Origin of the sequence: Bradyrhizobium quebecense (assembly GCF_013373795.3) — a bacterium.
Lineage (GTDB): Bacteria > Pseudomonadota > Alphaproteobacteria > Rhizobiales > Xanthobacteraceae > Bradyrhizobium > Bradyrhizobium quebecense.
In genome coordinates this window covers 63,913-84,250 of the sequence record NZ_CP088022.1, presented here as the reverse complement: position 1 = coordinate 84,250, position 20,338 = coordinate 63,913, and the positions used below count along the sequence as shown (strand labels likewise).

Below are 20,338 nucleotides of genomic sequence, written 5' to 3'. Positions count from 1 at the left end.
GAAATCAGCTGCGTCCGTCGAGGCCGACCAGCGCGATCTTGAGATAGCCGGCATTGCGCAACAGGTTCATCACCTCCATCAGGTCGCCATAGCTGACTGCCTTGTCGGCGCGCAGGAAGATGCGCTCGTCCTTCTTGCCTTGTGTCGCGCCGTCGAGGGTCGCGGTCAGCGCGTCGCGCGCGATCACGTCCCCGCCGACCGCAACCGAGAGGTCGGGCTTCACCGTGACGAACACCGGCTTGTCCGGCCGCGGCTGCGGCTCGGCGGTCGAGGCCGGCAGGTCGACACCGAGATCGACGGTCGCCAGCGGCGCCGCCACCATGAATATGATGAGCAGCACCAGCATGACGTCGATGAACGGCGTGACGTTGATCTCATGGGCCTCGGTCAGCTCGTCGTCGCCGCGACGCCGGCCGCCGAACGCACCGCCAGTGCCAAGCTTCGCGCCCATCCCCTACTCCGCGGCGCGCGCCAGCCGGAACAGGCTGCGATCGCCCTCGCGGCTGACCAGCAGCATCACCATGACCGAGGCGTCGCCGAGCAGCGCGCGGTAGGCCGCGATCGAACGCGTCAGGTGATTGTAGATCACGACAGCCGGAATCGCGGCCACCAGACCGAGCGCGGTCGCAAGCAGCGCCTCCGCGATTCCAGGCGCGACCACCGCGAGATTGGTGGTGTGGGCCTCGGAGAGGCCGATGAATGCATTCATGATGCCCCAGACCGTGCCGAACAGGCCGACGAACGGCGCGGTGGCGCCGATGGTGGCGAGCACGCCGGTGCCGCGCGCGATCTGCCGCGACATCGCCGCCTCGATCCGCTCCAGCCGCAGCGCGATGCGCTCCCTGAAGCTGTCGTCGAACATGCCACCGGAGAGCGCCGCCTCGCGCGACGCCGACTGCACGATCTGCGCCACCGCATCGCTGCCGTCGCGGCTCGCCTGCTCGACCTCGGCAAGCTGCGTGTCGCGCTCGAGGAGCCCTATCCGCTGCCGCGCAAGCGTCGTCTTGCGGCGGATCTCGACGGTCTTGGCGAGCCAGACCGTCCAGGTCACGAGCGAGGCGAAGGCGAGCCCGATCATCACCGCCTTCACGACGATGTCGGCGCTCTCGAACATGCCCCAGGGCGAGAGGTTGCGCGGCAGCAGTGCGGCGTCGGCTGCGGCGAGGCTCGCGCCCGGCAGCATGCCGAACACGGCGCCCGCCAACATCCCGATACGTCGCCCAAGCCTGCGCTGCGACATGGTCGCCTCCCGTCCTTCGTCGGTCTCAGCCCGCTTTCGGTGCGAAGCGGTCCGCCAGCGCGTGGAAGCGCGCCAGCTGGTCGCCGCGCAACGCGCGCGTCTCGTCGCGGCCGACGAACACCTTGAACATGATGCCGCCGTCGAGATTGATGAAAGCGATGAAGGCCGACACCTTCCCCATGAACGGCCGCTCGACGAAGGCGATCGCCGCACAGCGCTCATGCCTGAGATGGCCGTGCAGGCCCTTCGGCTGCATCAGGTTGAAATAGCCGCGGCCTACTTCGCCTTTCGGAACAGCGCCGGTGAACTCGAAGATCGCGTCATCGGTGTGCACGATCAGCGTTACCTCACCCCATTCCGCGATGTCCTGCATCGTGGCGGCGAACTCGGCAGCGCCGATCCGCACCATGCTTTCGGGCAGCGCCTCAAGCACCGCGCGCGGCGTCACCTTGCAGTAGCGCGCGACGTCCTCGATGACTGCGCCGGGATTGTCGGCCATATAGGCCTTCAGCCCGGCGAGCTCCGCGTTCTGCACGGCCGCCTCCGTCACGCCGGGCTCTTGGCCCGCTCGGTGATCAGCACCTCAAAACCTTCGAATTTGGGATGGCCGAGATAGAGGCTGCCGCCGGTCTCGTTGCCGGCGCGAGAATGGGCGCGGCGAAACGCATCCGACCGGGTCCAGTCCTCGAACGCTCCCTTGCTACCCCACACCGTGTGGGTTGCATAGAGCGTGTGGTCCTCGGCCTCGGGGCCCTTCACCAGATGAAATTCGATGAATCCCGGCAGATCGCCGAGATAGGATTCACGGGTCTTCCAGACCGTCTCGAACGCCTGTTCCTTGCCCTTGATCACCTGAAACCGGTTCATTGCGATGAACATGAAAGTCTTCTCCTGTTGGCGGCGGCTGCCTCGGACGATGCCTTGGATCCTGCCGGTTGATCTCGTTAATAACATGAATGCGCCAAGGAGTACGCCAAGGCCGCGCTGGGGGCACCAGCGCGGCCGGAGCAACCTGGATGGAATGATCGGCTCGTCGCGTTACGCTCCACCTAGGTGAATCCTGAGCCCGGCCTTGTAGACGGTGCCCGGACCGGGGCTCGAGAACAGCACGTCGTTCTGCGTCGTGCCATCGGTCGAGGAGCCCGGGATCGCATAGGGCCGGTAGTACTGGTTCAAGAGATTGTCGACGGACGCTGTGAAGGTGATGTCCTTGGTGGCGTTCCAGGTCAGATAGAGATTGACCAGCTCGTAGCCGGTCGAGGGCAGATAGCCCGCCGGCAAATCGTTGTTGGCGCCGAACGAGGACCATTGCGCGGCAATGATCAGCGAGCGGTCGAGCAGGCGGACGCCGCCCGTCGTCGTCACCTTGCGCGGCGTGATGGTAGCGAGCCCGACATTGGTCCCGGTGTTCCGGCCGCGCATCAGATGGCCGGTGACCCCCACGAACCAGTCACCCGCGTCATACATCGTCTCGAGCTCAAGACCCTCGACGCGGGCATGGGCGATGTTCTGGTACTGGTAGAACTGGCTGAAGCGTCCGAACGGCGTCAGGGTCGGCGCCGAAGGGACGAGGTCGATATAGCCGTCGACGTCGTTGTGGAACACGTTGATCTTGCCGCGGAATGAATCGTTCGCGGTGAAGATGCCGTCATACTTCAGATTGATGCCGGCTTCCTTGTTCTTGCCGACCTCGGGCCGCAGCGCCGCATTGGGCAGGAAGCAGAACAGGCCGCTGGTGCCATCGGGGCAGTTGAACAGCGCCGGCCCGCCGCCGGTGGCGTGGCCGCCCGAGATCAGGGTCTCGGTGATCGACGGCGCGCGATAGCCTTCGGCATAGCTCACATAGGGCGTGAAGCCGGCCACCGGCGTGACGCCGACCGTGATCTTCGGCGACAGCCGGTCGCCGCTGGTCGTGGTGTTGATCGAGGTGAGCTCGTAATGATCGTAGCGGACCGCACTGACGAGCTCGAGCCAGGTCGAATAGTTCTGCTTCAATTGCACGAAGCCGCCCGACACCGTGCGCTGGCCGCCGGGCGTCGTGATGTTGGAATTGCCGCGGGAGTCGAAGGTCTCGACATCATCGCGGAAGGCGTCGAAACCGTAGGTTAGGGCGTTGCGCCAGTCGCCGAAATTGAAGCGCGAGGTGTTGTTGACGTCGAGGCCGACGGTGTCGAGCGAGTAACCGCGCTTGTCGCCGACGCAGCCGGAGATGTTGTTGCCGGGATCGGCCAGCGTGCAGACGCCGCCGCCGGTGCTGATGCGGTTGTTGTAGGTCTTGACCTGGTCGTTGTCGGTGCGGTTGCCGTAGACCGAGATGTTCCAGTCGAACAGCATGTCGTCGGGCTTGGAGTATCGCCAGCTCAGCGTGCCCGTGTAGTTCCTTGCATCGGAGGCGTAGACCGAGGAGCCGGCGATCGCCGCCAGCGGCGCCGCCGTGGTGGTCGGGCCGCGGTTGGGCTGGCCGATATTGTACTGGTAGTCTTGGAAGACACCGCCGATCTTGAACTCGTGGCCTTCGGCCGGGCGGATCGTCACCTTCATCAGGCCGGCCGCGATATCGTTGCCGGTGTTGCCGATCTCGGTGCCCGCGCCGTCCTCGTAGTTGCTCCGGGTGCGGTAGACCGCGCCGCCGAAGACATCGACATTCGGATCGGCGCGCACGCCGCCGAACACCGAACCCATGCCGCGGTCCTTGTTGCTGCCGAAGGATCCCGACATGTCGACGCCCCAGCGCTCGCCAGGACGCACCACATCGTCGATATCCTTGGTGCGGAACGAGACCACGCCGCCGATCGCGCCGGAGCCGTAGATGTTCGCGGTCGGGCCGCGCACCACGTCGACGCCGCCGACCAATTCGGGATCGAGGAAGAACGAGCCGTTGGCGTTGTGGCCTGTGCGCTGATAATTCTGCCGCGCGCCGTCGACCACCACGGCGACGCGGCCGAAGTCCTGCAGGCCGCGGATGTTGATGACGGTCGCCGGATCGTCGCCGCGTTCCTGGAACGAGACGCCGGGCACGTTATAGAAGATGTCGGACACCCGGTTCGGCTGCAGGCCCTGAATCTTCTCCAGCGTGACGGAGCTGACCGGCGCCAGCGCGTCGATCGCGCGCTCTTCGGTCTTGGAGGCGACCGCCGTGATGGTGTCGAGCGATTGCACCGGCACCGCGCCGATCTGCGCGCGCGCATTCATCGCCGGCGACGCCGCCGCCTGCGGGTTGGCCGCAGGCTTCGGCTTGCGTTGGGCCTGCTTCGGCCGCTCGGTCGCGGGACGCGCAGCCGAAGCATCGGCCGTTTGCGCCAAACCGCCTGCCGGCAGTGCTGCCGAAATTGAAAACACCGACGCACCCAACATCAAGGCGCGCGAAACCCTAGCCCCGTCAGCCATTCTAGCCCCAGCCCGATCTTCGCTCTTCTGGTTTGGCTGGCGTGCGCTCCACTGAGCGGCTTGCTGGCTACGTTGCGATGCAAGCCACAGCCTACATCGTGTGATGATTGGTTACGAGCCGGCAACAAAACGGTCAAGAATGCGGCAGCGCTGTTTACATCGATTGTAAAGTGCAGCCGTTGGAATGCGCTGTCGCCCGCTTATACAAGCAAGCATCATTTGAAGATTTCGTAGGCGCAGCACCACGAGTATGTCGGCAACTTCCGGAGACAACATCGGCGCGGCGGGAAAACAGGCCGCATCAGCGTCTGACGCTGCCAAAACGCTCATCATGCATGGGAATCGCCTCGACAGCCGCGACCTGTTCTCGGCTGAGCGCGAGATCATCATCGTGCATGGCGAAGAGCACTACCGCTTGCGGTTGACCTCGCAGAACAAGCTGATCCTGACCAAGTGACCGCCCCGATGACAATTTGTCGCACGCTCGCTCTGCTCGCGTTCTGCTGTCTGCTGCCGATCGGCGCAGCGGCCGCCGAGGGCATCACCGTGCACGACGCACGCGACCGCGACGTCGTGATCGACGATCCCACGCGGATCGTCTCGATCGGCGGCGCAATCACCGAGATCCTCTATGCGCTCGGCTTCGAGGACCGCATTGCCGGCGTCGATGCGACCAGCCTCTACCCGCCGTCCGCACTGCGCGAGAAGCCCGACGTCGGCTACATGCGTCAGCTGTCGCCGGAGGGCGTGCTCGGCCTGCATCCATCGCTGGTGCTTGCGGTGCAGGGCTCCGGGCCGAAGGAGACCATGGAAGTGCTGGAGGCGGCCAAGGTGCCGCTGGTGCTGGTGCCGGAGACGTTCTCGGAGACCGGGCTGGTGGAGAAGATCAGGCTGGTGGGCCACGCCATGGGCGCCGATCCGCGCGCCGCCTGCCTGGCCACGGCGGTGGAAAACGATCTCACACAACTGCGCACACTGCGCGCCAAAGTGGCAAAGCCGGTGCGCGTGATGTTCGTGATGTCGCTCCTGAACGGCCGGGCGTTGGCCGCGGGCCACAAGACCGCCGCGGACGAGATCATCCAGCTCGCCGGCGGCGTCAACGCGATCGACGGTTACGACGGCTACAAGCCGGTCAACGACGAAGCCATCGTGGCCGCGAAACCGGATGTCGTGCTGTCGATCGATCGCGGCAAGGATTCGCTGACGCCGGAGGCCGTGTTCGCGCATCCGGCCTTCGCGCTGACACCGGTCGCGGCCAACAAGGCCTTCATCTCGATGGAGGGGCTTTACCTGCTCGGCTTCGGGCCGCGCACCGCGGCCGCGGCACGCGACCTCTCGGTCAAGCTCTATCCGGCGCTGGCGCCGGAGGCCGCCACCTTCAAGCCGGCGGCGCTGACCGCGAACTGCCGGCAATGAGTGTGCTGGCCGAACGCCGCACGCGTGCGAACCAACGGCGCGCCGGCATGTCGCTGCGGCCGGCAGCGACACTCGCCCTGCTCTGCCTGCTTGCGGCGCTCGCAGCAAGCGCTCTGGTCGCCCTGACGGTCGGCGCCGCGGGTATCCCAATGGCACGGCTTCCCGCCGCGCTCGGACTATGGGCCGACGGCGCGGCCAACCCGCTGCTCGCGCGCGACCAGCTCGTGGTGTGGTCGATCCGGATCCCGCGGATCGCCGCGGCCGCGATGGTCGGCGGACTCCTTGCCGTATCAGGCACAATCATGCAGGGCCTGTTCCGCAACCCCCTCGCCGACCCGGCGCTGGTCGGCGTCTCCTCCGGCGGCGCGTTTGCCGCCGCGGCGGCGATCGTGTTCACCGACAGCCAGTTCGGCGAGAGCTTGCGCTTCCTGCAGCATCAGCTGCTGCCGATCGCGGCCTTCGCCGGTTCGCTGGTCACGACCATCGTGCTTTATGGCATTGCGAGCCGCGGCGGCCGGACCTCGATTGCGATCTTCCTGCTCGCCGGACTTGCAATTGCCGCGATCGCCAATGCCGGCATCGGGCTGCTGGTCTTCGTCGCCGACGACCGCCAGCTGCGCGACATCACCTTCTGGATGCTGGGTTCGCTGAGCGGCGCGACCTGGACCAAGCTCACGGCGCTGGCGCCGGTGCTGGCCGTGGCCCTGATCGCCTGCCTCTGGATTGCGCGCGGGCTCGACGTGCTCGTGCTCGGCGAGGCCGAGGCGTTCCACAGCGGCGTCGATGTCGAACGGCTGAAGCGGATCTCGATCGTGCTGGTGTCGGCGATGACCGGGGTCGCGGTTTCGGTCTGCGGCGTGGTCGGTTTCGTCGGCATCGTGGTGCCGCATCTGCTGCGGCTGGTGATCGGACCCGGGCATCGCCTGCTGCTGCCGGCCTCCGCATCGCTCGGCGCCATCCTGCTGGTCGGCGCCGACACGGTGGCGCGCACCATCGTGGCCCCCGCGGAAATGCCGATCGGCATCCTGACCGCGGCGATCGGCGCACCGTTCTTCCTTGCCATGCTGCTGCGCCAGCGCTCCCTGGTGTCGCTATGAGCGCGCTGCTGGAGGCGCAGTCGGTATCGATGACGGTCGGCGGCGCGGCGCTGGTCGATGCGGTCTCGCTGCAGATCGGCGCCGGCGAGATGGTCGCGATCGTCGGTCCCAACGGCGCCGGCAAATCGACCCTGTTGCGGATGCTGTCGGGCGATCTCCGTCCGTCGCGCGGAACGATCCGGCTCAGGCAGCGCGACCTCAACGCCTATGGTCCGCGCGAGCTGGCACGGCACCGTGCGATGCTGTCGCAGCACGTCAACGTCACCTTCCCGTTCACGGTCGAGGAAATCGTCAGCATGGGCGCCGGCGAGCGTCCGCGCGCGGTGACGCGGGCGCTGGTCACTGCCGCGCTGGACGAGGTCGGGCTGGCGCATTTCCGGTTCAGGCAATTGCCGACGCTGTCCGGCGGCGAGCAGCAGCGCGCGCATTTCGCCCGCGTGCTGGTGCAGCTCGCCTGCGGCGAGGCGCTGCATGGGCCGGGGCTGTTGCTGCTGGACGAGCCGACCTCGAGCCTCGATTTGCGGCATCAGATCGACCTGGTCGAAACCGCCCGGCGGCGCGCCGCGCGCGGCACCGCCGTGATCGCGATCCTGCACGACCTCAACCTCGCGATGCGGTTCGCCGACCGCATCCTGCTGCTGCATCGCGGCCGGCTTGCCGTCGACGGCGACCGTGCCGCCGCGATGCAAGCGGACACGCTGAGGCAGATCTTCGAGATCGACGCCACGATCGACTATACTACGAGCGGCGTGCCCTTCCTGCTGCCGCAGACGATGCGGCCGGCGGGCAAGGCGACGTAACGCCGCAAGCCTTATCCCGTCGCAACATCCGCGATTCACAAAACTGTCAGCCGGCTGTAACAGGCGGCTCGGAGAACATCGCATCGTTTATCCTTTGGGAGATCAACCATGCGCCTGTCACTGCTCTGTTCCGTCGCCTCGATCCTGCTCGCCACCTCCGCGTTCGCGCAGAGCGAGGGCGAATTCCTGGCGACGCTGGCAGGACATGCCGTGATGCCGGCGGAGAGCTTCATCGACGCCCCCGCGGATGCCCCGAACGATTTGAAGACATCGGGCAAGTACACCACCGGCAAGCGCGTCGACGCCATCGGCACCGTGATGGGCAAGTCCTACGAGCGGCCGACCGGCGTGTCGCTGCCATTCAAGGGCCAGCCGCTGCAAGGCCATTCCGGCATCAAGGCGATGCCCGACGGCTCGTTCTGGGTGATCACCGATAACGGCATGGGCTCGCGCTACAACTCGGCGGACTCGATGCTGTACCTGAACCGCTACAAGATGGACTGGGCGAACGGCAAGATCGAGCGTCAGGAGACCGTGTTCCTGCACGATACCGACAAGAAGGTGCCGTTCCGCATCGTGCATGAGGACACCGCCAAGCGCTACCTCACCGGTGCCGATTTCGACACCGAGGGCTTCCAGATCATCAACGACACCTTCTGGATCGGCGACGAGTTCGGGCCCTACATCCTCAAGGCCGACAAGACCGGCAAGATCCTCGCGGTGTTCGAGACGGTCGCCGACGGCAAGCCGGTGCGCTCGCCGGATCACTGGGCCGTGCAGTCGCCCGGCGCGCCCGGCGCAAGCTACACCAACGTCAATCTGCGCCGTTCCAAGGGCTATGAGGGCTTTGCCTCCTGCAAGGACGGCAAGTTCCTCTACGGCCTGCTCGAAGGGCCGCTGTGGGATGCCGACAAGAAGGACTGGGAGAAGGTCGACGGCAAGGAAGCCTCGCGCATCCTGGAATTCGACGTCGCGGCGGAGAAGTTCACCGGTCGCTATTGGCAATATGTGTTCGAGCAGAACGGCAATGCGATCGGCGACTTCAACATGATTGATCCGACCCAGGGCCTCGAGATCGAGCGCGACAATGGCGAAGGCACCGCCGACAAGGCCTGCCCGCAAGGCCAGCGCGGCGAGAACTGTTTCCCTGACCTCGCCAAGTTCAAGCGGGTCTACAAGATCGAGCTGTCCGACGCCAATGTCGGCAAGCCGGTGCGCAAGATCGCCTATATCGACCTGATGAAGATCCGCGATCCGAACAAGAAGGCCCGCAAGCCGCTCAACGACGGCGTCTACACCTTCCCGTTCTTCACCATCGAGAACGTCGACCGGGTCGACGAGACCCGCATCATCGTCGGCAACGACAACAATCTGCCGTTCTCCTCGAGCCGCGACCCGAACAAGGCCGATGACAACGAGTTCGTGCTGCTCGAAGTCGGCGACTTCCTGAAGGCGAAGTGAGCGGTTGCTCGCGCTACACACAACGGTGTCATCGCCCGGCTCAACCGGGCGATCCAGTATTCCAGAGGCGTCCGAACTCAACGGATGAGCCGCGGCGTACTGGATGCCCCGCTCAAGGCGGGGCATGACAGTGAATATGCGGAAGCAGTCCCGTCATCCTGAGGTGCGAGCGGAGCGAACCTCGAAGGATGCACGGCCCCGACGATGCCGCGCGGAGCAAGCCGGGCCGTCGCCCTTCGAGACGGCCGCTTTGCGGCCTCCTCAGGGTGACGGTGATGGAGCTGCCCCGCCTCACTCAGCGTTAGCTCGCTCCTTCTTCGTCCGAATTCCCGAACATAGGATCGCGCTGGACAAGGCGCCAACGGTTGTCTTGCAATTGCCCTTCTACCGAAGCGCTCGATGATGATAGCCTCGGCCGATACTTGAATCGCTTCGGGGCAAATCATGCGAGATAAATCCAGCCTGACCTGCATCGAGGCGTTCATCGCCGCGGGCTTCGTTGCGTACTTGGCCTGGGACCAGAGCTGGGGGCTTCCGCCCGGGCTCATCGCTTTGATTCTCGGCGTGATCGTCTACTTTGCCTACCTGGCCTTGATGCGACGGTTGGTGAGATTTCATCAGAACAGCTATGAGGTCGTGGCGACGATCTTGGCCGTTGCTTGGGGCGTGTTGGCTTACCTGGTCACGGGTGCGCTGCAGGCGGGGTTCGCCAATCAAATACCCGCCTCGCTGCTGATGCATCTGTGGCCCTGGATCGCGGCGATCGTGGCTTTCATTGGAGCACTCGCCAGCAAAGTGCGCTTCATGGACGATGTTCGCGAATATGTCGTCGGCCGCCGCGCGCGCTGGGACAATCAGCAATGGCTGGAGGAGGACGCGGGCTTCTAGCCCGCGTTCGCCGTCAAGCCGTCACTCCTTCTTGGTCCGGTAATCGCCGAACGTCGTGTCGCGCTGGTCAAGTTGGGCCTTCACGCTGCCGCCGTCGCGGCGGAAGCCGGCCATGTAGGCCTTGCTCGCCTCGGTGGTGAAGGCCAGCGCCTGGATCTCGGTGCCGGCGCGCATCGCGGCGCGGGCGCCCATGATCTCCATCGCGCGATGCACGCTGCGCTTGTTGAGCTGCTGCAGCTCGACCGGCACCTTCGCCGCGCGCTCGGCGAAATCCAGCGTCTTCGCCTCCAGCTCGGCGAGCGGGAACGAGCGGGTCGCATAGCCCCACTCGGCGGCCTCGCGGCCGGACATTGCATCGCCCGTCAGCATCAATTCCATGGCGCGGCGCATGCCGACCAGCCAAGGGTGATACTGCATGTCGGGCGGGCTCATCAGCCGCACCGGCGGATAGCCGATCTGGGCATCGTCGGCGACATAGACCACGTCGCAGGCGGTCGCGAGCTCGGTGCCGCCGGCGAGGCAATAGCCGTGCACCTGCGCGATCACCGGCTTTGCCAGATCCCAGATCGAGAACCAGCCCTCGACGACGTGGCGCGACCACTGGCCGGGGCCGGACGCCGAATGATAGGGCTGGTCGACGCGGTTGTCGGCGGAGAGATCATAGCCTGCCGAAAAACACGGACCCGCGCCACGCAGGATCGAGATCGAAATGTCGGGGTCGCGATCGGCCTGCTCCAGCACCTCGAAAATCTCGCCGCGCAAGCGGTTGTTCAGCGCATTGCGCTTCTCGGGCCGGTTCAGCGTGATGCGGCGGACGCGCGGACGCGGATCATCGACGATGATGTGCTGGTAGCTCATGGATCCTCCCGATCTCGGCTTTTTGCCGTTGGCAAAGTGATGCCCGAGATCGGGAGGGAAGTCATCGGCTGCCGGTGCAGATCAGCCCGCCGGCACCATCACGACGCCCTTGTCCTTGGGCCAGCGCATCCGCCAGGCGAAATTGACATCACGGACTTCACCGGCCTTGGCCTCGAACGCCCACTCCAGCACCCCGCGTCTGTCGCGCAGATTGGTTGTCGTCGCCGGCGTCGACGACGGCAGCATCTCGACCACGATATCGTCGTTCTCGCTGACCGGGAGCTGATCCTGGATCGCGACCTTGATCGGGAAGTCGTGGCCGTTGCGCACCGTGGTTTTGAAGGCGCGCTCGTCGGTCTTCGACGTCGTCACGATCAGGCCGGCGGAGCCTTCATTGCGCTTCACCACCGTGCGCTCGATTTTGACCTTGTCGTCGGCGCCGAAGCCGAGCCGCACGGTCTCGTCCTTGGCGGCGGTGGCCATCCGGCTGCGACCGACAAAGATGCCGTCGCGATAGATCGAGACCTGCCCCGGCAACAACGGCGCCTCGTCGGCCTGCACGAAGCTCGCCTCCAGGAACGCGGTCGGATCGATCACCGGAACGGCGCGCACCGCGAGATCAGGGGTGATCGTCGCCGTCGAGATGCGCAGGCTCTTGGCGCCCTCGTTGGCGGCGACGCTGACACGGCCGGGAATTTTGAACGTGGCCTGGAAGGCGCCGACGTCAGCTGTGGCCTCTTGTTCCGCAATGACCGCCCCCCCACCAAGGTGGAATTCCTTGAGCGCGTCGGCGACCGGAGCGGGCGCCGCGGCCGAGCGCTGTTGCACGCCATCCTCCCTATTTCGCCACGCAAGCGGCCGCGGCGGCTGCGGGTACTGCACGATCAGCGAATGGAGGTCGGGTGCATTGCCGCCGCGGGCGACGCGCACGGTGGAGACGGCGAGCGCGACGTTCGACCAATCCTCGCCGGTCGACTGGGTAATCTCGGCGCGGCGCACCAGTTCGATCGCGGGCTTGCGATCCCTGGCGCCGGTGTCGAGACGGGCGTCGTAAAGCGGCATCCAGCGGGCGTTGCGCACCGCATAGGTCACCCGCAATGTCGCGCGGGTCGCGGCCGCGGAGGCAAGCTCGATCCGCACCTCGAGCTTGCTCGGCGGCTTGGCGGCGCGATCGGCTTCGAGGTGTGCGATCTCGCGATCGATGTCGCGCTGCTTGCGCGCGGCGTCGCGGATCGCGGTGTCGGCGGTTGCGACTTCGTCCCCGACCGCAGAGAACGCGGCGCGCCACTCGCTGACCGGACGTGCCTCGCCCTTCTCGCCGATCCCGACCGGCGAGGCCTCGGCGAAGTGTTCGGCGAATTTGCGCCGCGCCTCGGCCGAGGTGATGATCCCCTGCAGATCCTCGCGCTGATCCCGCAGCGCCTCGATCCGCTTGTCGATCTCGGGCAGGTTCGCCGGCTCCACCGGGCGCGGCGGCCGCGCGTCGATGGCGCCGATCGTCAGCTTGCCGCCGGCCTCACCCTCCACGCGGAGCGAGGACGGATCGAGGCCCATCGGGAAATCCTTCGCGACGAGCGTGTTGTCACCGGCCGGCAGATCGAGCGTAATGACGCGGGTGACGCTCGCGCCATCGGGATAGACGGTCACGGCGTCGACCTGCGACGCCGCGTCGAGATTGGCCGCATGCAGCGGCCCGGCAACCAGCGCTCCCGCCAGCACCAGACTGGTGGTCACAAGACAATTCGCAATCTTTCGCATCACATCCCTCCGGGAAACATCGCATCGCGCGCGAGACGAACGGCACGCCGAACTCAAAGGCGCACCGTTTCTCGTGGTGAGACCCAGCGAGGAAAGGACTGGTTCGATTGAGGTTTCGGTGCGGCGCGACGATGGCGCGCTCGCGGCTGCCGCATGGCGCGGCGATGTCGAGCGGTCTCCTTTGCCGTCAATGCACGGAAGGCGGCATAAAAAAGCACGGCGCCCTGAGGCGCCGTGCTGCAGAATCTTGAGCAGTCAGCCGCGTTGCACGCTCAGCTGTAGATCTCGAACAGGCCGGCGCCGCCCTGACCACCGCCGATGCACATGGTCACGACGCCCCACTTGGCCTTGCGGCGCCGGCCTTCCTGCAGCAGGTGGCCAGTGAGCCGGGCGCCGGTCATGCCGAAGGGATGGCCGATCGCGATCGAGCCGCCGTTGACGTTGTACTTCTCGGGATCGATACCAAGCTGGTCGCGCGAATAGAGACACTGGCTCGCGAACGCCTCGTTGAGCTCCCAGAGATCGATGTCATCGACCTTCAGGCCGTGGCGCTTGAGCAGCTTCGGCACGGCGAACACCGGACCGATGCCCATCTCGTCGGGCTCGCAGCCGGCCGAGGCCCAGGCCACGAAACGGCCTAGCGGATTGAGGCCGCGCTTCTCGGCGTCCTTGGCTTCCATCAGCACCACCGCGGCGGCGCCGTCGGACAGCTGGCTGGCATTGCCGGCGGTGACGAACTTGCCCGGACCCTTGACCGGCTCAAGCTTGGCAAGGCCTTCCAGCGTGGTCTCGGGGCGGTTGCACTCGTCGCGGTCGACGACGTAGTCGACGATCGACTCGGCCTTGGTCGCCTTGTCGACCACCTTCATCTTGGTCTTCATCGGGACGATTTCGTCCTTGAACTTGTTGGCCTGCTGCGCGGCCGCCATGCGGCGCTGCGACTCCAGCGAATACTCGTCCTGGTATTCGCGGCTGACCTTGTAGCGCTCGGCGACGATGTCGGCGGTGTCGATCATCGCCATGAAGATGGCGGGCGCGGTCTTGAGCAGGTCCGGATCGATCGATTCCTTCGGCGCGCCGCCGCCGGGAATCGAGATGCTCTCGACGCCGCCGGCGACGATGCAATCGGAGCCGTCGGAACGGATCGAATTGGCGGCCATGGCGATGGTCTGCAGGCCCGACGAGCAAAAGCGGTTCACCGAGACGCCGGCGGTCGACTTCGGCAGGCCGGCGAGCAGCGCCGCCTGGCGGCCGATGTTCGGCGCGCCATGCGCGCAATTGCCGAGATAGCAATCCTCGACATAGTCCTTGTCGACGCCGGCGCGCTCGACCGCGTGCTTGATGGCGTGCCCGGCCAGCGACATCGGCGGGGTGATGTTGAATCCGCCACGGCCGGACTTCGCCAGGCCGGTGCGCGCGTAGGAAACGATTACGGCTTCACGCATTGTTTTCTCCCTCTGAGATCGCCGGATAGTGGCGCGTCTTGACGCCTTCGTACACATATTTTGGACACTGCAACAGGAATACCAGACGCCCCGGAACGGCAAACGCCGCCGCCGGGGCCGGAGACGGCGTCATGTTCCGCAGATCGGAATTTGGGTGTGCTTGAACGAGATCCGGTGGTGACCACGAGTTCGCTTTGCCCCCTCTCCCGCTTGCGGGGGAGGGCTGGGGTGGGGGTATTTCCGCAATCGAGAGTCTTCGTGAGGAGAGAGCCCCCACCCGGATCGCATCTATCGATGCGATCCGACCTCCCCCGCAAGCGGGAGAGGTGAAGCGAGTGTGCGGACAAACCGCCGATCGCAAAAACTAGAACGTCAGCGCCTCTTAGAAGGTGAGCGCCTTGGCCTGCTTCACCTGCGGCAGCGACTGCACCTTGGCGAGCAGATCCGCCGGCACCGCACCGTCGACCTCGACCAGCGCGATGGCGTCGCCGCCCTGCTTGACGCGGCCAAGATGGAAGGTCGCGATATTGATTTTCGCATCACCCAAGAGGCTCGCGAACGCGCCGATGAAGCCCGGCTTGTCCTCGTTGGTCACGTAGATCATCGACTTGCCGAACTCGGCGTCGACGCGGATGCCCTTGATGTCGACGAGGCGCGGCTTGCCGTCGGCATAGACGGTGCCGGACACCGAGCGCTCCTGGCGCTCGGTGGTGACGGTGACCGTGATCAGGCTTTCATAGTCGCTCTGCGCGGCGCGGACGACCTCGTCCACCACCATGCCGCGCTCCTTGGCGACGACAGGCGCCGACACCACGTTGACCTCGCCCAGCATCGGCCGCAACAGGCCGGACAGCACCGCCGAGGTGATCGCCTTGATCTTCATCTCGGCGACGTGGCCCTCATAGGTGATCGTGGTCTTGAGGATACCGCTCTCGGTGAGCTGGCCGGCGAACGAGCCGAGCTTCTCGGCGAGTTCGATGAACGGCCTCAGCTTCGGCGCCTCTTCCGCTGTGATCGATGGGAAGTTGACCGCGTTCGAGATCGCGCCCGACAGCAGATAGTCCGACATCTGCTCGGCGACCTGCAGCGCGACGTTCTCCTGCGCTTCGGTGGTGGAGGCGCCGAGATGCGGGGTGCAGATCACGTTGGGATGGCCGAACAGCACGTTCGAGGTCGCTGGTTCCTCGACGAACACGTCGAAGGCGGCGCCCGCGACGTGCTTGGAATTCAGCGCATCGACCAGCGCCTGCTCGTCGACCAGACCGCCGCGGGCGCAGTTGATGATGCGCACGCCCTTCTTCATCTTGGCGATCGCGGCCGCGTCGATGACGTTGCGGGTCTTCTCGGTCAGCGGCGTGTGCAGCGTGATGAAATCGGCGCGCTTGAGCAGATCGTCGAGCTCGACCTTCTCGACGCCGATGTCCCTGGCGCGCTCCGGCGACAGGAACGGATCGAACGCGATCACCTTCATGCGCAGGCCGAGCGCGCGGTCGGCGACGATCGAGCCGATATTGCCGCAGCCGATCACCCCTAACGTCTTGGCGGTGATCTCGACGCCCATGAAGCGGTTCTTCTCCCACTTGCCGGCCTGGGTCGAGGCGTCGGCTTGCGGGATCTCGCGCGCCAGCGCCAGCATCAAGGTGATGGCATGCTCGGCGGTCGTGATCGAATTGCCGAACGGCGTGTTCATCACGATGATGCCCTTGGCGGTCGCGGCCGGAATCTCGACATTGTCGACGCCGATGCCGGCGCGGCCAATCACCTTCAGCTTCGTCGCCTTCTCGATGATCTTGGCGGTCGCCTTGGTGGCCGAGCGGATCGCAAGGCCATCATAATTGCCGATGATCTCGGCCAGCTTGTCCTTGTCCTTGCCGAGGTTGGGCTGGAAATCGACCTCGACGCCGCGATCCTTGAAGATCTGCACGGCGGCGGGAGACAGCGCGTCGGAAATCAGAACCTTGGGTTTTGTCATGTGACTGTTCCTCTGCCCTGCAGCGGGCGGGTCTCTTGGACCAATGTGGTGAAGTCTCTGATCACTTCTCCCTCTCCCCGCTCTTGCGGGGAGAGGGTTGGGGTGAGGGCAGCCACGGGCGAGGAACAAGCCGAAAAGGCCCCTCACCCGGATCGCTGCGCAATCCGACCTCTCCCCGTAAGAACGGGGAGAGGTGACAAGAGAAAGCTTAGGCCGCCTTGGGCAGCGCTGCCTTGGTTTCGGCGAAGGCCCAGTCGATCCACTGCGTCAGCAGCTCGACGTCCTTGGCTTCGACGGTGGCGCCGCACCAGATCCGCAGGCCGGCCGGCGCATCGCGGTAATACGCGAAGTCGAAGCCGGCGTTCTCCTTCTCGACCAGCGCGACCAGCTTCTTGCAGAAGTCGGCCTGGGCGTCTGATGGAAGCGAGGTGATCGCGGGATCGGTGAACTTCAGGCACACCGAGGTGTTGGAGCGGATCGCGGGGTCCTTGGCCAAGAAGTCGATCCAGGGCGTCCGCGCCTTCCAGTCGGCGAGCGCCTTGGTGTTGGCGTCAGCGCGAGCGATCAGCGCCTTCAGGCCGCCGATCGACTTCGCCCAGTTCAGCGCATCGAGATAATCCTCGACGCAGAGCATCGACGGCGTGTTGATGGTCTCGCCCTCGAAGATACCCTGGTTGAGCTTACCGCCCTTGGTGAGGCGGAAGATCTTCGGCAGCGGCCAGGCCGGCTTGTAGGTCTCGAGCCGTTCCACCGCACGCGGCGACAGGATCAGCATGCCGTGTGCCGCCTCGCCGCCGAGCGCCTTCTGCCAGGAGAAGGTAACGACGTCGAGCTTGGCGAAATCGAGCGGCTGCGCGAAGGCGGCGGAGGTCGCGTCGCAAATCGTGAGGCCTTCACGGGTTGCGCTGATCCAGTCGGCGTTCGGCACGCGCACGCCGGAAGTGGTGCCGTTCCAGGTGAAGACGACGTCGGACGCGGGATCGACCTTGGCGAGATCGGGGATTCCACCGTAAGCCGCGTTCAGCTTGGTGACGTCCTTCAGCTTCAATTCCTTGACGATGTCGCTGACCCAGCCCTCGCCGAAGGATTCCCAGGCGAGCGTGGTGACGGGCCGCGCGCCGAGCAGCGACCACAGCGCCATCTCGACCGCGCCGGTGTCCGACGCCGGCACGATGCCGATCTTGTAGTCCGCAGGCACCTCGAGCACCTCGCGCGTCAGTTCGATCGCGAGCTTGAGCTTGGCCTTGCCGACCTTCGCACGATGCGAGCGGCCGAGGGCGGCGTCCTTGAGATTGTTGGGGTTCCAGCCGGGGCGCTTGGCGCAGGGGCCGGAGGAGAAATGCGGCACGTTGGGCCGCGAAGCGGGCTTCGCTGCAGTCATCATCTACCCTTCCAGATAGCTGCCTCTCGGTGGGGAGAGGTTTCCCGCCGTCGGAAATAGTGGAAGGGCACCAAAACGTCAAGGAAGTTCCGACTTTTCCGGGACAGCCGGGGGATCACGGCTGATTGATGGAGCGTCCTCGACCTGCTGCATCGTCTCCTGATCGAGCAAATCCGCCGCGAGAGTCATGATCTTAACTGCCTTGCGCCGGCTCGATATTTTCAAAATGCTCTTATCGCCGGCCTGCACGATATACTCGTTGCCGACCCGCACGATCGAATAATCCGACATCCAAATCCCCAGTTGCCCGCCGCCCCGTGGGAGACGTCCGACATACCGGACTCGTTCCGACCCGTAAATTCACGGAGACCGGCTTAGTTTATTGGCTGTTAACCGGATAGCGCAGCAGCGGCTACCGCAGGCATTGCCTTGTGTGCGGCACAACTCGCACAGGTCAGAAGCGCAGCGTCATGCCGACATGGCTGCGCGCGAATCCGAGCCGCTCATAGAAGCGCTGCGCATCGACGCGCGTGTGATGCGTCAGCAACTCGACGAGCATGCAGCCTTGCGCACGCGCCTCCGCGACCGCCCACTGCACGAGCTGCTCACCGATGCCGCGGCTGCGGCAGTGTGTTGCGACGCGGACGTCCTCGAGCAGGCCGCGCGAAGAGCCCTGCGAGCTGATACCCGGCAGCACCGCAAGCTGCAGGCAGCCGACGACGGCGCCCTCCCCGTCGACGGCGACGACAAGCTGCAGGTTGGGATCACGCTCGACCCGCGCGAAGCCGTCGTAATAGCTTTGCGGCAGCGGATCCGCGATCCGTTCGCGCGCACTGCCGAGCGGATCGTCCGCCAGCATGCCGACGATGGCGGCGACATCCTCGCGGCGGGCGCGGCGGATCGTGATCGATGAAGCTTCACGCATGGCGAGGTTTACCCGAGATCAGCGGACCGGCGGCAGAGCGAGCACATGCTCCGCGTTGGCGATCCAGCGGCGGATCATGGGATAGCGTTCGAGCGCGAGGCCGCCATCCTCCGCAACGCGCGTATAGGCCAGCAGCGAGACGTCGGCGAGCGAGAACGCATCGCCGACCAGGAATTTCGTACTGGCAAGATGCCGCTCCAGCTGATCGAGCGCCCCATAGCCGCGCTTGATGAGATTCGGATCGATCTCCGACACGGCCTTGCCGAGATACACGGTCTGAAAGCGGCAGACGGCGACATAAGGCTCGTGGCTGTTCTGCTCCCAGAACATCCAGGCATCCATCTGCGCCGCGCGATAGGGATCGCCGGGAATCAGATCGCTGCCGCGCGCGAGATAGCGAATGATGGCATTGGATTGCGCGAGCGTGCGGCCGTCATCCAGTTCGACCGTCGGCACCTGGCCCCAACCGTTCAGCTTGAGGAATTCCGCGGTGCGGCTGCCGCCCTTCATGGTGTCGGTCTCGACCCATGTGTACGGCAGCGCCAACTTGTCGCACACCCATTTCACCTTCAGGCAATTGCCTGAATTGGCGTCGCCGTAGATTTTCATCTGAGGTCGCTCCGCTTGCGGAGCAACATCCGATCAGCCGCAGTTTGCGGTGTCAAGCGAAGCGGCGTGTGTCAGAACTTGTAGCCGATGGCGGCACGTACGCTGTTCTGCGTGACCGACGTGTTCTTGACCGGGCTGAACTTGACGTATTCCCACTCGCCGCGCACGAAAACACAATTCCACAGCATGTATTCAAGGCCGAGACCAGCGGTCCAGCCGGCAACGTAGGCGTCTGTTTTCGCATCTGTCGCGGTTTGGGCAAACTGCGGGAGTGCAAAGGTGGTCGAACTTCCGTCAGCAAAGTTGATCGTTCGGTTCACGGAGCTTGTGACCGTGCGCGAAACATCCATTCGGCCGACTGCAAGGCCGCCGAAGACGTAAGGCAGAAAGTCACCGGTTGCCCAACCTGCGCGGCCGCGGAATGTCATCTCATCCTTGAGCTTCAGCGACGCGCTTCCGTTCAACGTCACGCCGTCCGCGGCAGTGGCGCCGGCCGGCAAGACCAAGTTTGGCTGAGCGACTTGAATCGGACCCAGACTTCCGGAGGTCGTTGTCGTAAGGCCGGACCAATAGGTATAGTTTGCTTCGACACCCACCACGACGTCGTCAAACTGATAGTTGCGTCCGACAAATGCTCCGAAGCCCGAGCTTTGCGCGTTGACCCGGCCCAGCAGATTGAACTGGGACGTCGGCCCCTGCAGCGTGGTGTTGCGGAAGATGGAATTGGTCAGGGAAGCAACGCTGCCCCCGAAGTCGGTGTTGATCCATGTCTGGCCGGCCTGACCGCCGACATACCAGCCGTCCCAGTTTCTGGTTGGCGCGCTGGAAGCGGGAAGACTGCCGCGAAGGAAATCAGGCATGTCGGCCGCCTGTGCGCCGGTCACCGCCCCGAACATCATCGCCGCCAGCAAGAACCTACGCATTGCAACGCTCCATCCCACTCACCGAATGCGCGTTGATCATCGCCTGTTAACCTTAACCAATCGTTGTCGCCGCGAGCTTTTCGACCATTCAAGTTGCAGAAGCTCGCGACATGACACGCAAAGAAAAACGGCGCGGGGTGATCCCGCGCCGTTTCAATCGTTAACCATGAAGGCTCGA

20 protein-coding genes are annotated in these 20,338 nt (G+C 65.2%); 6 read left to right on the top strand and 14 right to left on the bottom strand.

All coding sequences use genetic code 11. From position 1 onward, the window contains the following. Positions 1–4 precede the first annotated feature (4 nt). From exbD to HU230_RS00440, 5 genes are all read right to left on the bottom strand, one after another. Positions 5–451 (bottom strand): TonB system transport protein ExbD, encoded by a 447-nt coding sequence (gene exbD, locus HU230_RS00460; protein WP_176533453.1) that lies wholly within the window; start codon positions 449–451, stop codon positions 5–7. Between the two features lie 3 nt (positions 452–454). After that, complete coding sequence (gene exbB / locus HU230_RS00455; RefSeq protein ID WP_224944081.1) at positions 455–1,207, bottom strand: tonB-system energizer ExbB; 753 nt, start codon at positions 1,205–1,207, stop codon at positions 455–457. 58 nt (positions 1,208–1,265) lie between these two features. Beyond that, a complete protein-coding gene (hutX, locus tag HU230_RS00450) occupies positions 1,266–1,739 on the bottom strand; it encodes a heme utilization cystosolic carrier protein HutX (protein ID WP_210284616.1) in 474 nt (157 codons plus the stop codon). Positions 1,740–1,786: 47 nt separating this feature from the next. Continuing rightward, the gene (hmuQ, locus tag HU230_RS00445; protein ID WP_176533455.1) at positions 1,787–2,119 is read right to left on the bottom strand and encodes a heme-degrading protein HmuQ; all 333 of its coding nucleotides are present in this window, start codon (positions 2,117–2,119) and stop codon (positions 1,787–1,789) included. A 159-nt stretch (positions 2,120–2,278) separates the two neighbouring features. After that, on the bottom strand, positions 2,279–4,627 hold the full coding sequence (locus HU230_RS00440) for a TonB-dependent hemoglobin/transferrin/lactoferrin family receptor (RefSeq protein WP_176533456.1): 2,349 nt from the start codon (positions 4,625–4,627) through the stop codon (positions 2,279–2,281). A gap of 250 nt (positions 4,628–4,877) precedes the next feature. On the opposite strand from HU230_RS00440, the gene HU230_RS00435 reads away from it, so the two are divergent. The 6 genes from HU230_RS00435 to HU230_RS00410 all read left to right on the top strand — a co-directional run bounded on the left by HU230_RS00435 (position 4,878) and on the right by HU230_RS00410 (position 10,289). Next, positions 4,878–5,084, top strand: a complete 207-nt coding sequence (locus HU230_RS00435; RefSeq protein ID WP_176533457.1) for a hemin uptake protein HemP — start codon at positions 4,878–4,880, stop codon at positions 5,082–5,084. A gap of 8 nt (positions 5,085–5,092) precedes the next feature. After that, positions 5,093–6,043, top strand: coding sequence for a heme/hemin ABC transporter substrate-binding protein (locus HU230_RS00430; protein WP_176533458.1), 951 nt, complete (start codon positions 5,093–5,095; stop codon positions 6,041–6,043). Continuing rightward, positions 6,040–7,140, top strand: a complete 1,101-nt coding sequence (locus HU230_RS00425) for a FecCD family ABC transporter permease (RefSeq protein ID WP_176533459.1) — start codon at positions 6,040–6,042, stop codon at positions 7,138–7,140. Before HU230_RS00430 ends, HU230_RS00425 begins: the two co-directional genes overlap by 4 nt. After that, entirely contained in the window at positions 7,137–7,940 is an 804-nt protein-coding gene (locus HU230_RS00420) for a heme ABC transporter ATP-binding protein (RefSeq protein WP_176533460.1), read from the top strand. The genes HU230_RS00425 and HU230_RS00420 overlap by 4 nt, the downstream gene beginning before the upstream one ends. A gap of 108 nt (positions 7,941–8,048) precedes the next feature. After that, positions 8,049–9,401, top strand: a complete 1,353-nt coding sequence (locus HU230_RS00415) for an esterase-like activity of phytase family protein (protein ID WP_176533461.1) — start codon at positions 8,049–8,051, stop codon at positions 9,399–9,401. A gap of 444 nt (positions 9,402–9,845) precedes the next feature. Next, a complete protein-coding gene (locus HU230_RS00410) occupies positions 9,846–10,289 on the top strand; it encodes a hypothetical protein (protein WP_176533462.1) in 444 nt (147 codons plus the stop codon). Between the two features lie 21 nt (positions 10,290–10,310). Here the strand turns inward: HU230_RS00410 and HU230_RS00405 are convergent, their stop codons facing one another. The 9 genes from HU230_RS00405 to HU230_RS00365 form a co-directional block, all read right to left on the bottom strand. After that, complete coding sequence (locus HU230_RS00405; RefSeq protein WP_176533463.1) at positions 10,311–11,147, bottom strand: enoyl-CoA hydratase-related protein; 837 nt, start codon at positions 11,145–11,147, stop codon at positions 10,311–10,313. An 81-nt stretch (positions 11,148–11,228) separates the two neighbouring features. Continuing rightward, the gene (locus HU230_RS00400; protein ID WP_176533464.1) at positions 11,229–12,905 is read right to left on the bottom strand and encodes a mucoidy inhibitor MuiA family protein; all 1,677 of its coding nucleotides are present in this window, start codon (positions 12,903–12,905) and stop codon (positions 11,229–11,231) included. Positions 12,906–13,177: 272 nt separating this feature from the next. Beyond that, positions 13,178–14,350, bottom strand: a complete 1,173-nt coding sequence (locus tag HU230_RS00395) for a thiolase family protein (RefSeq protein ID WP_176533465.1) — start codon at positions 14,348–14,350, stop codon at positions 13,178–13,180. Positions 14,351–14,732: 382 nt separating this feature from the next. After that, positions 14,733–16,322: a phosphoglycerate dehydrogenase gene (gene serA / locus HU230_RS00390; protein WP_176533466.1), complete on the bottom strand. Its 1,590-nt coding sequence runs from the start codon at positions 16,320–16,322 to the stop codon at positions 14,733–14,735. 208 nt (positions 16,323–16,530) lie between these two features. Beyond that, on the bottom strand, positions 16,531–17,703 hold the full coding sequence (locus HU230_RS00385) for a phosphoserine transaminase (protein WP_176533467.1): 1,173 nt from the start codon (positions 17,701–17,703) through the stop codon (positions 16,531–16,533). A gap of 78 nt (positions 17,704–17,781) precedes the next feature. Continuing rightward, complete coding sequence (locus HU230_RS00380) at positions 17,782–17,994, bottom strand: hypothetical protein (RefSeq protein ID WP_176533468.1); 213 nt, start codon at positions 17,992–17,994, stop codon at positions 17,782–17,784. Positions 17,995–18,157: 163 nt separating this feature from the next. Then, complete coding sequence (locus HU230_RS00375; protein ID WP_224942784.1) at positions 18,158–18,628, bottom strand: GNAT family N-acetyltransferase; 471 nt, start codon at positions 18,626–18,628, stop codon at positions 18,158–18,160. Between the two features lie 18 nt (positions 18,629–18,646). Continuing rightward, positions 18,647–19,237 carry a glutathione S-transferase family protein gene (locus HU230_RS00370; RefSeq protein ID WP_224942777.1) on the bottom strand — a complete coding sequence of 197 codons (591 nt, stop codon included), beginning with the start codon at positions 19,235–19,237 and terminating at the stop codon, positions 18,647–18,649. 71 nt (positions 19,238–19,308) lie between these two features. Beyond that, a complete protein-coding gene (locus HU230_RS00365) occupies positions 19,309–20,160 on the bottom strand; it encodes an outer membrane protein (RefSeq protein ID WP_176533469.1) in 852 nt (283 codons plus the stop codon). Positions 20,161–20,338 lie beyond the last annotated feature (178 nt).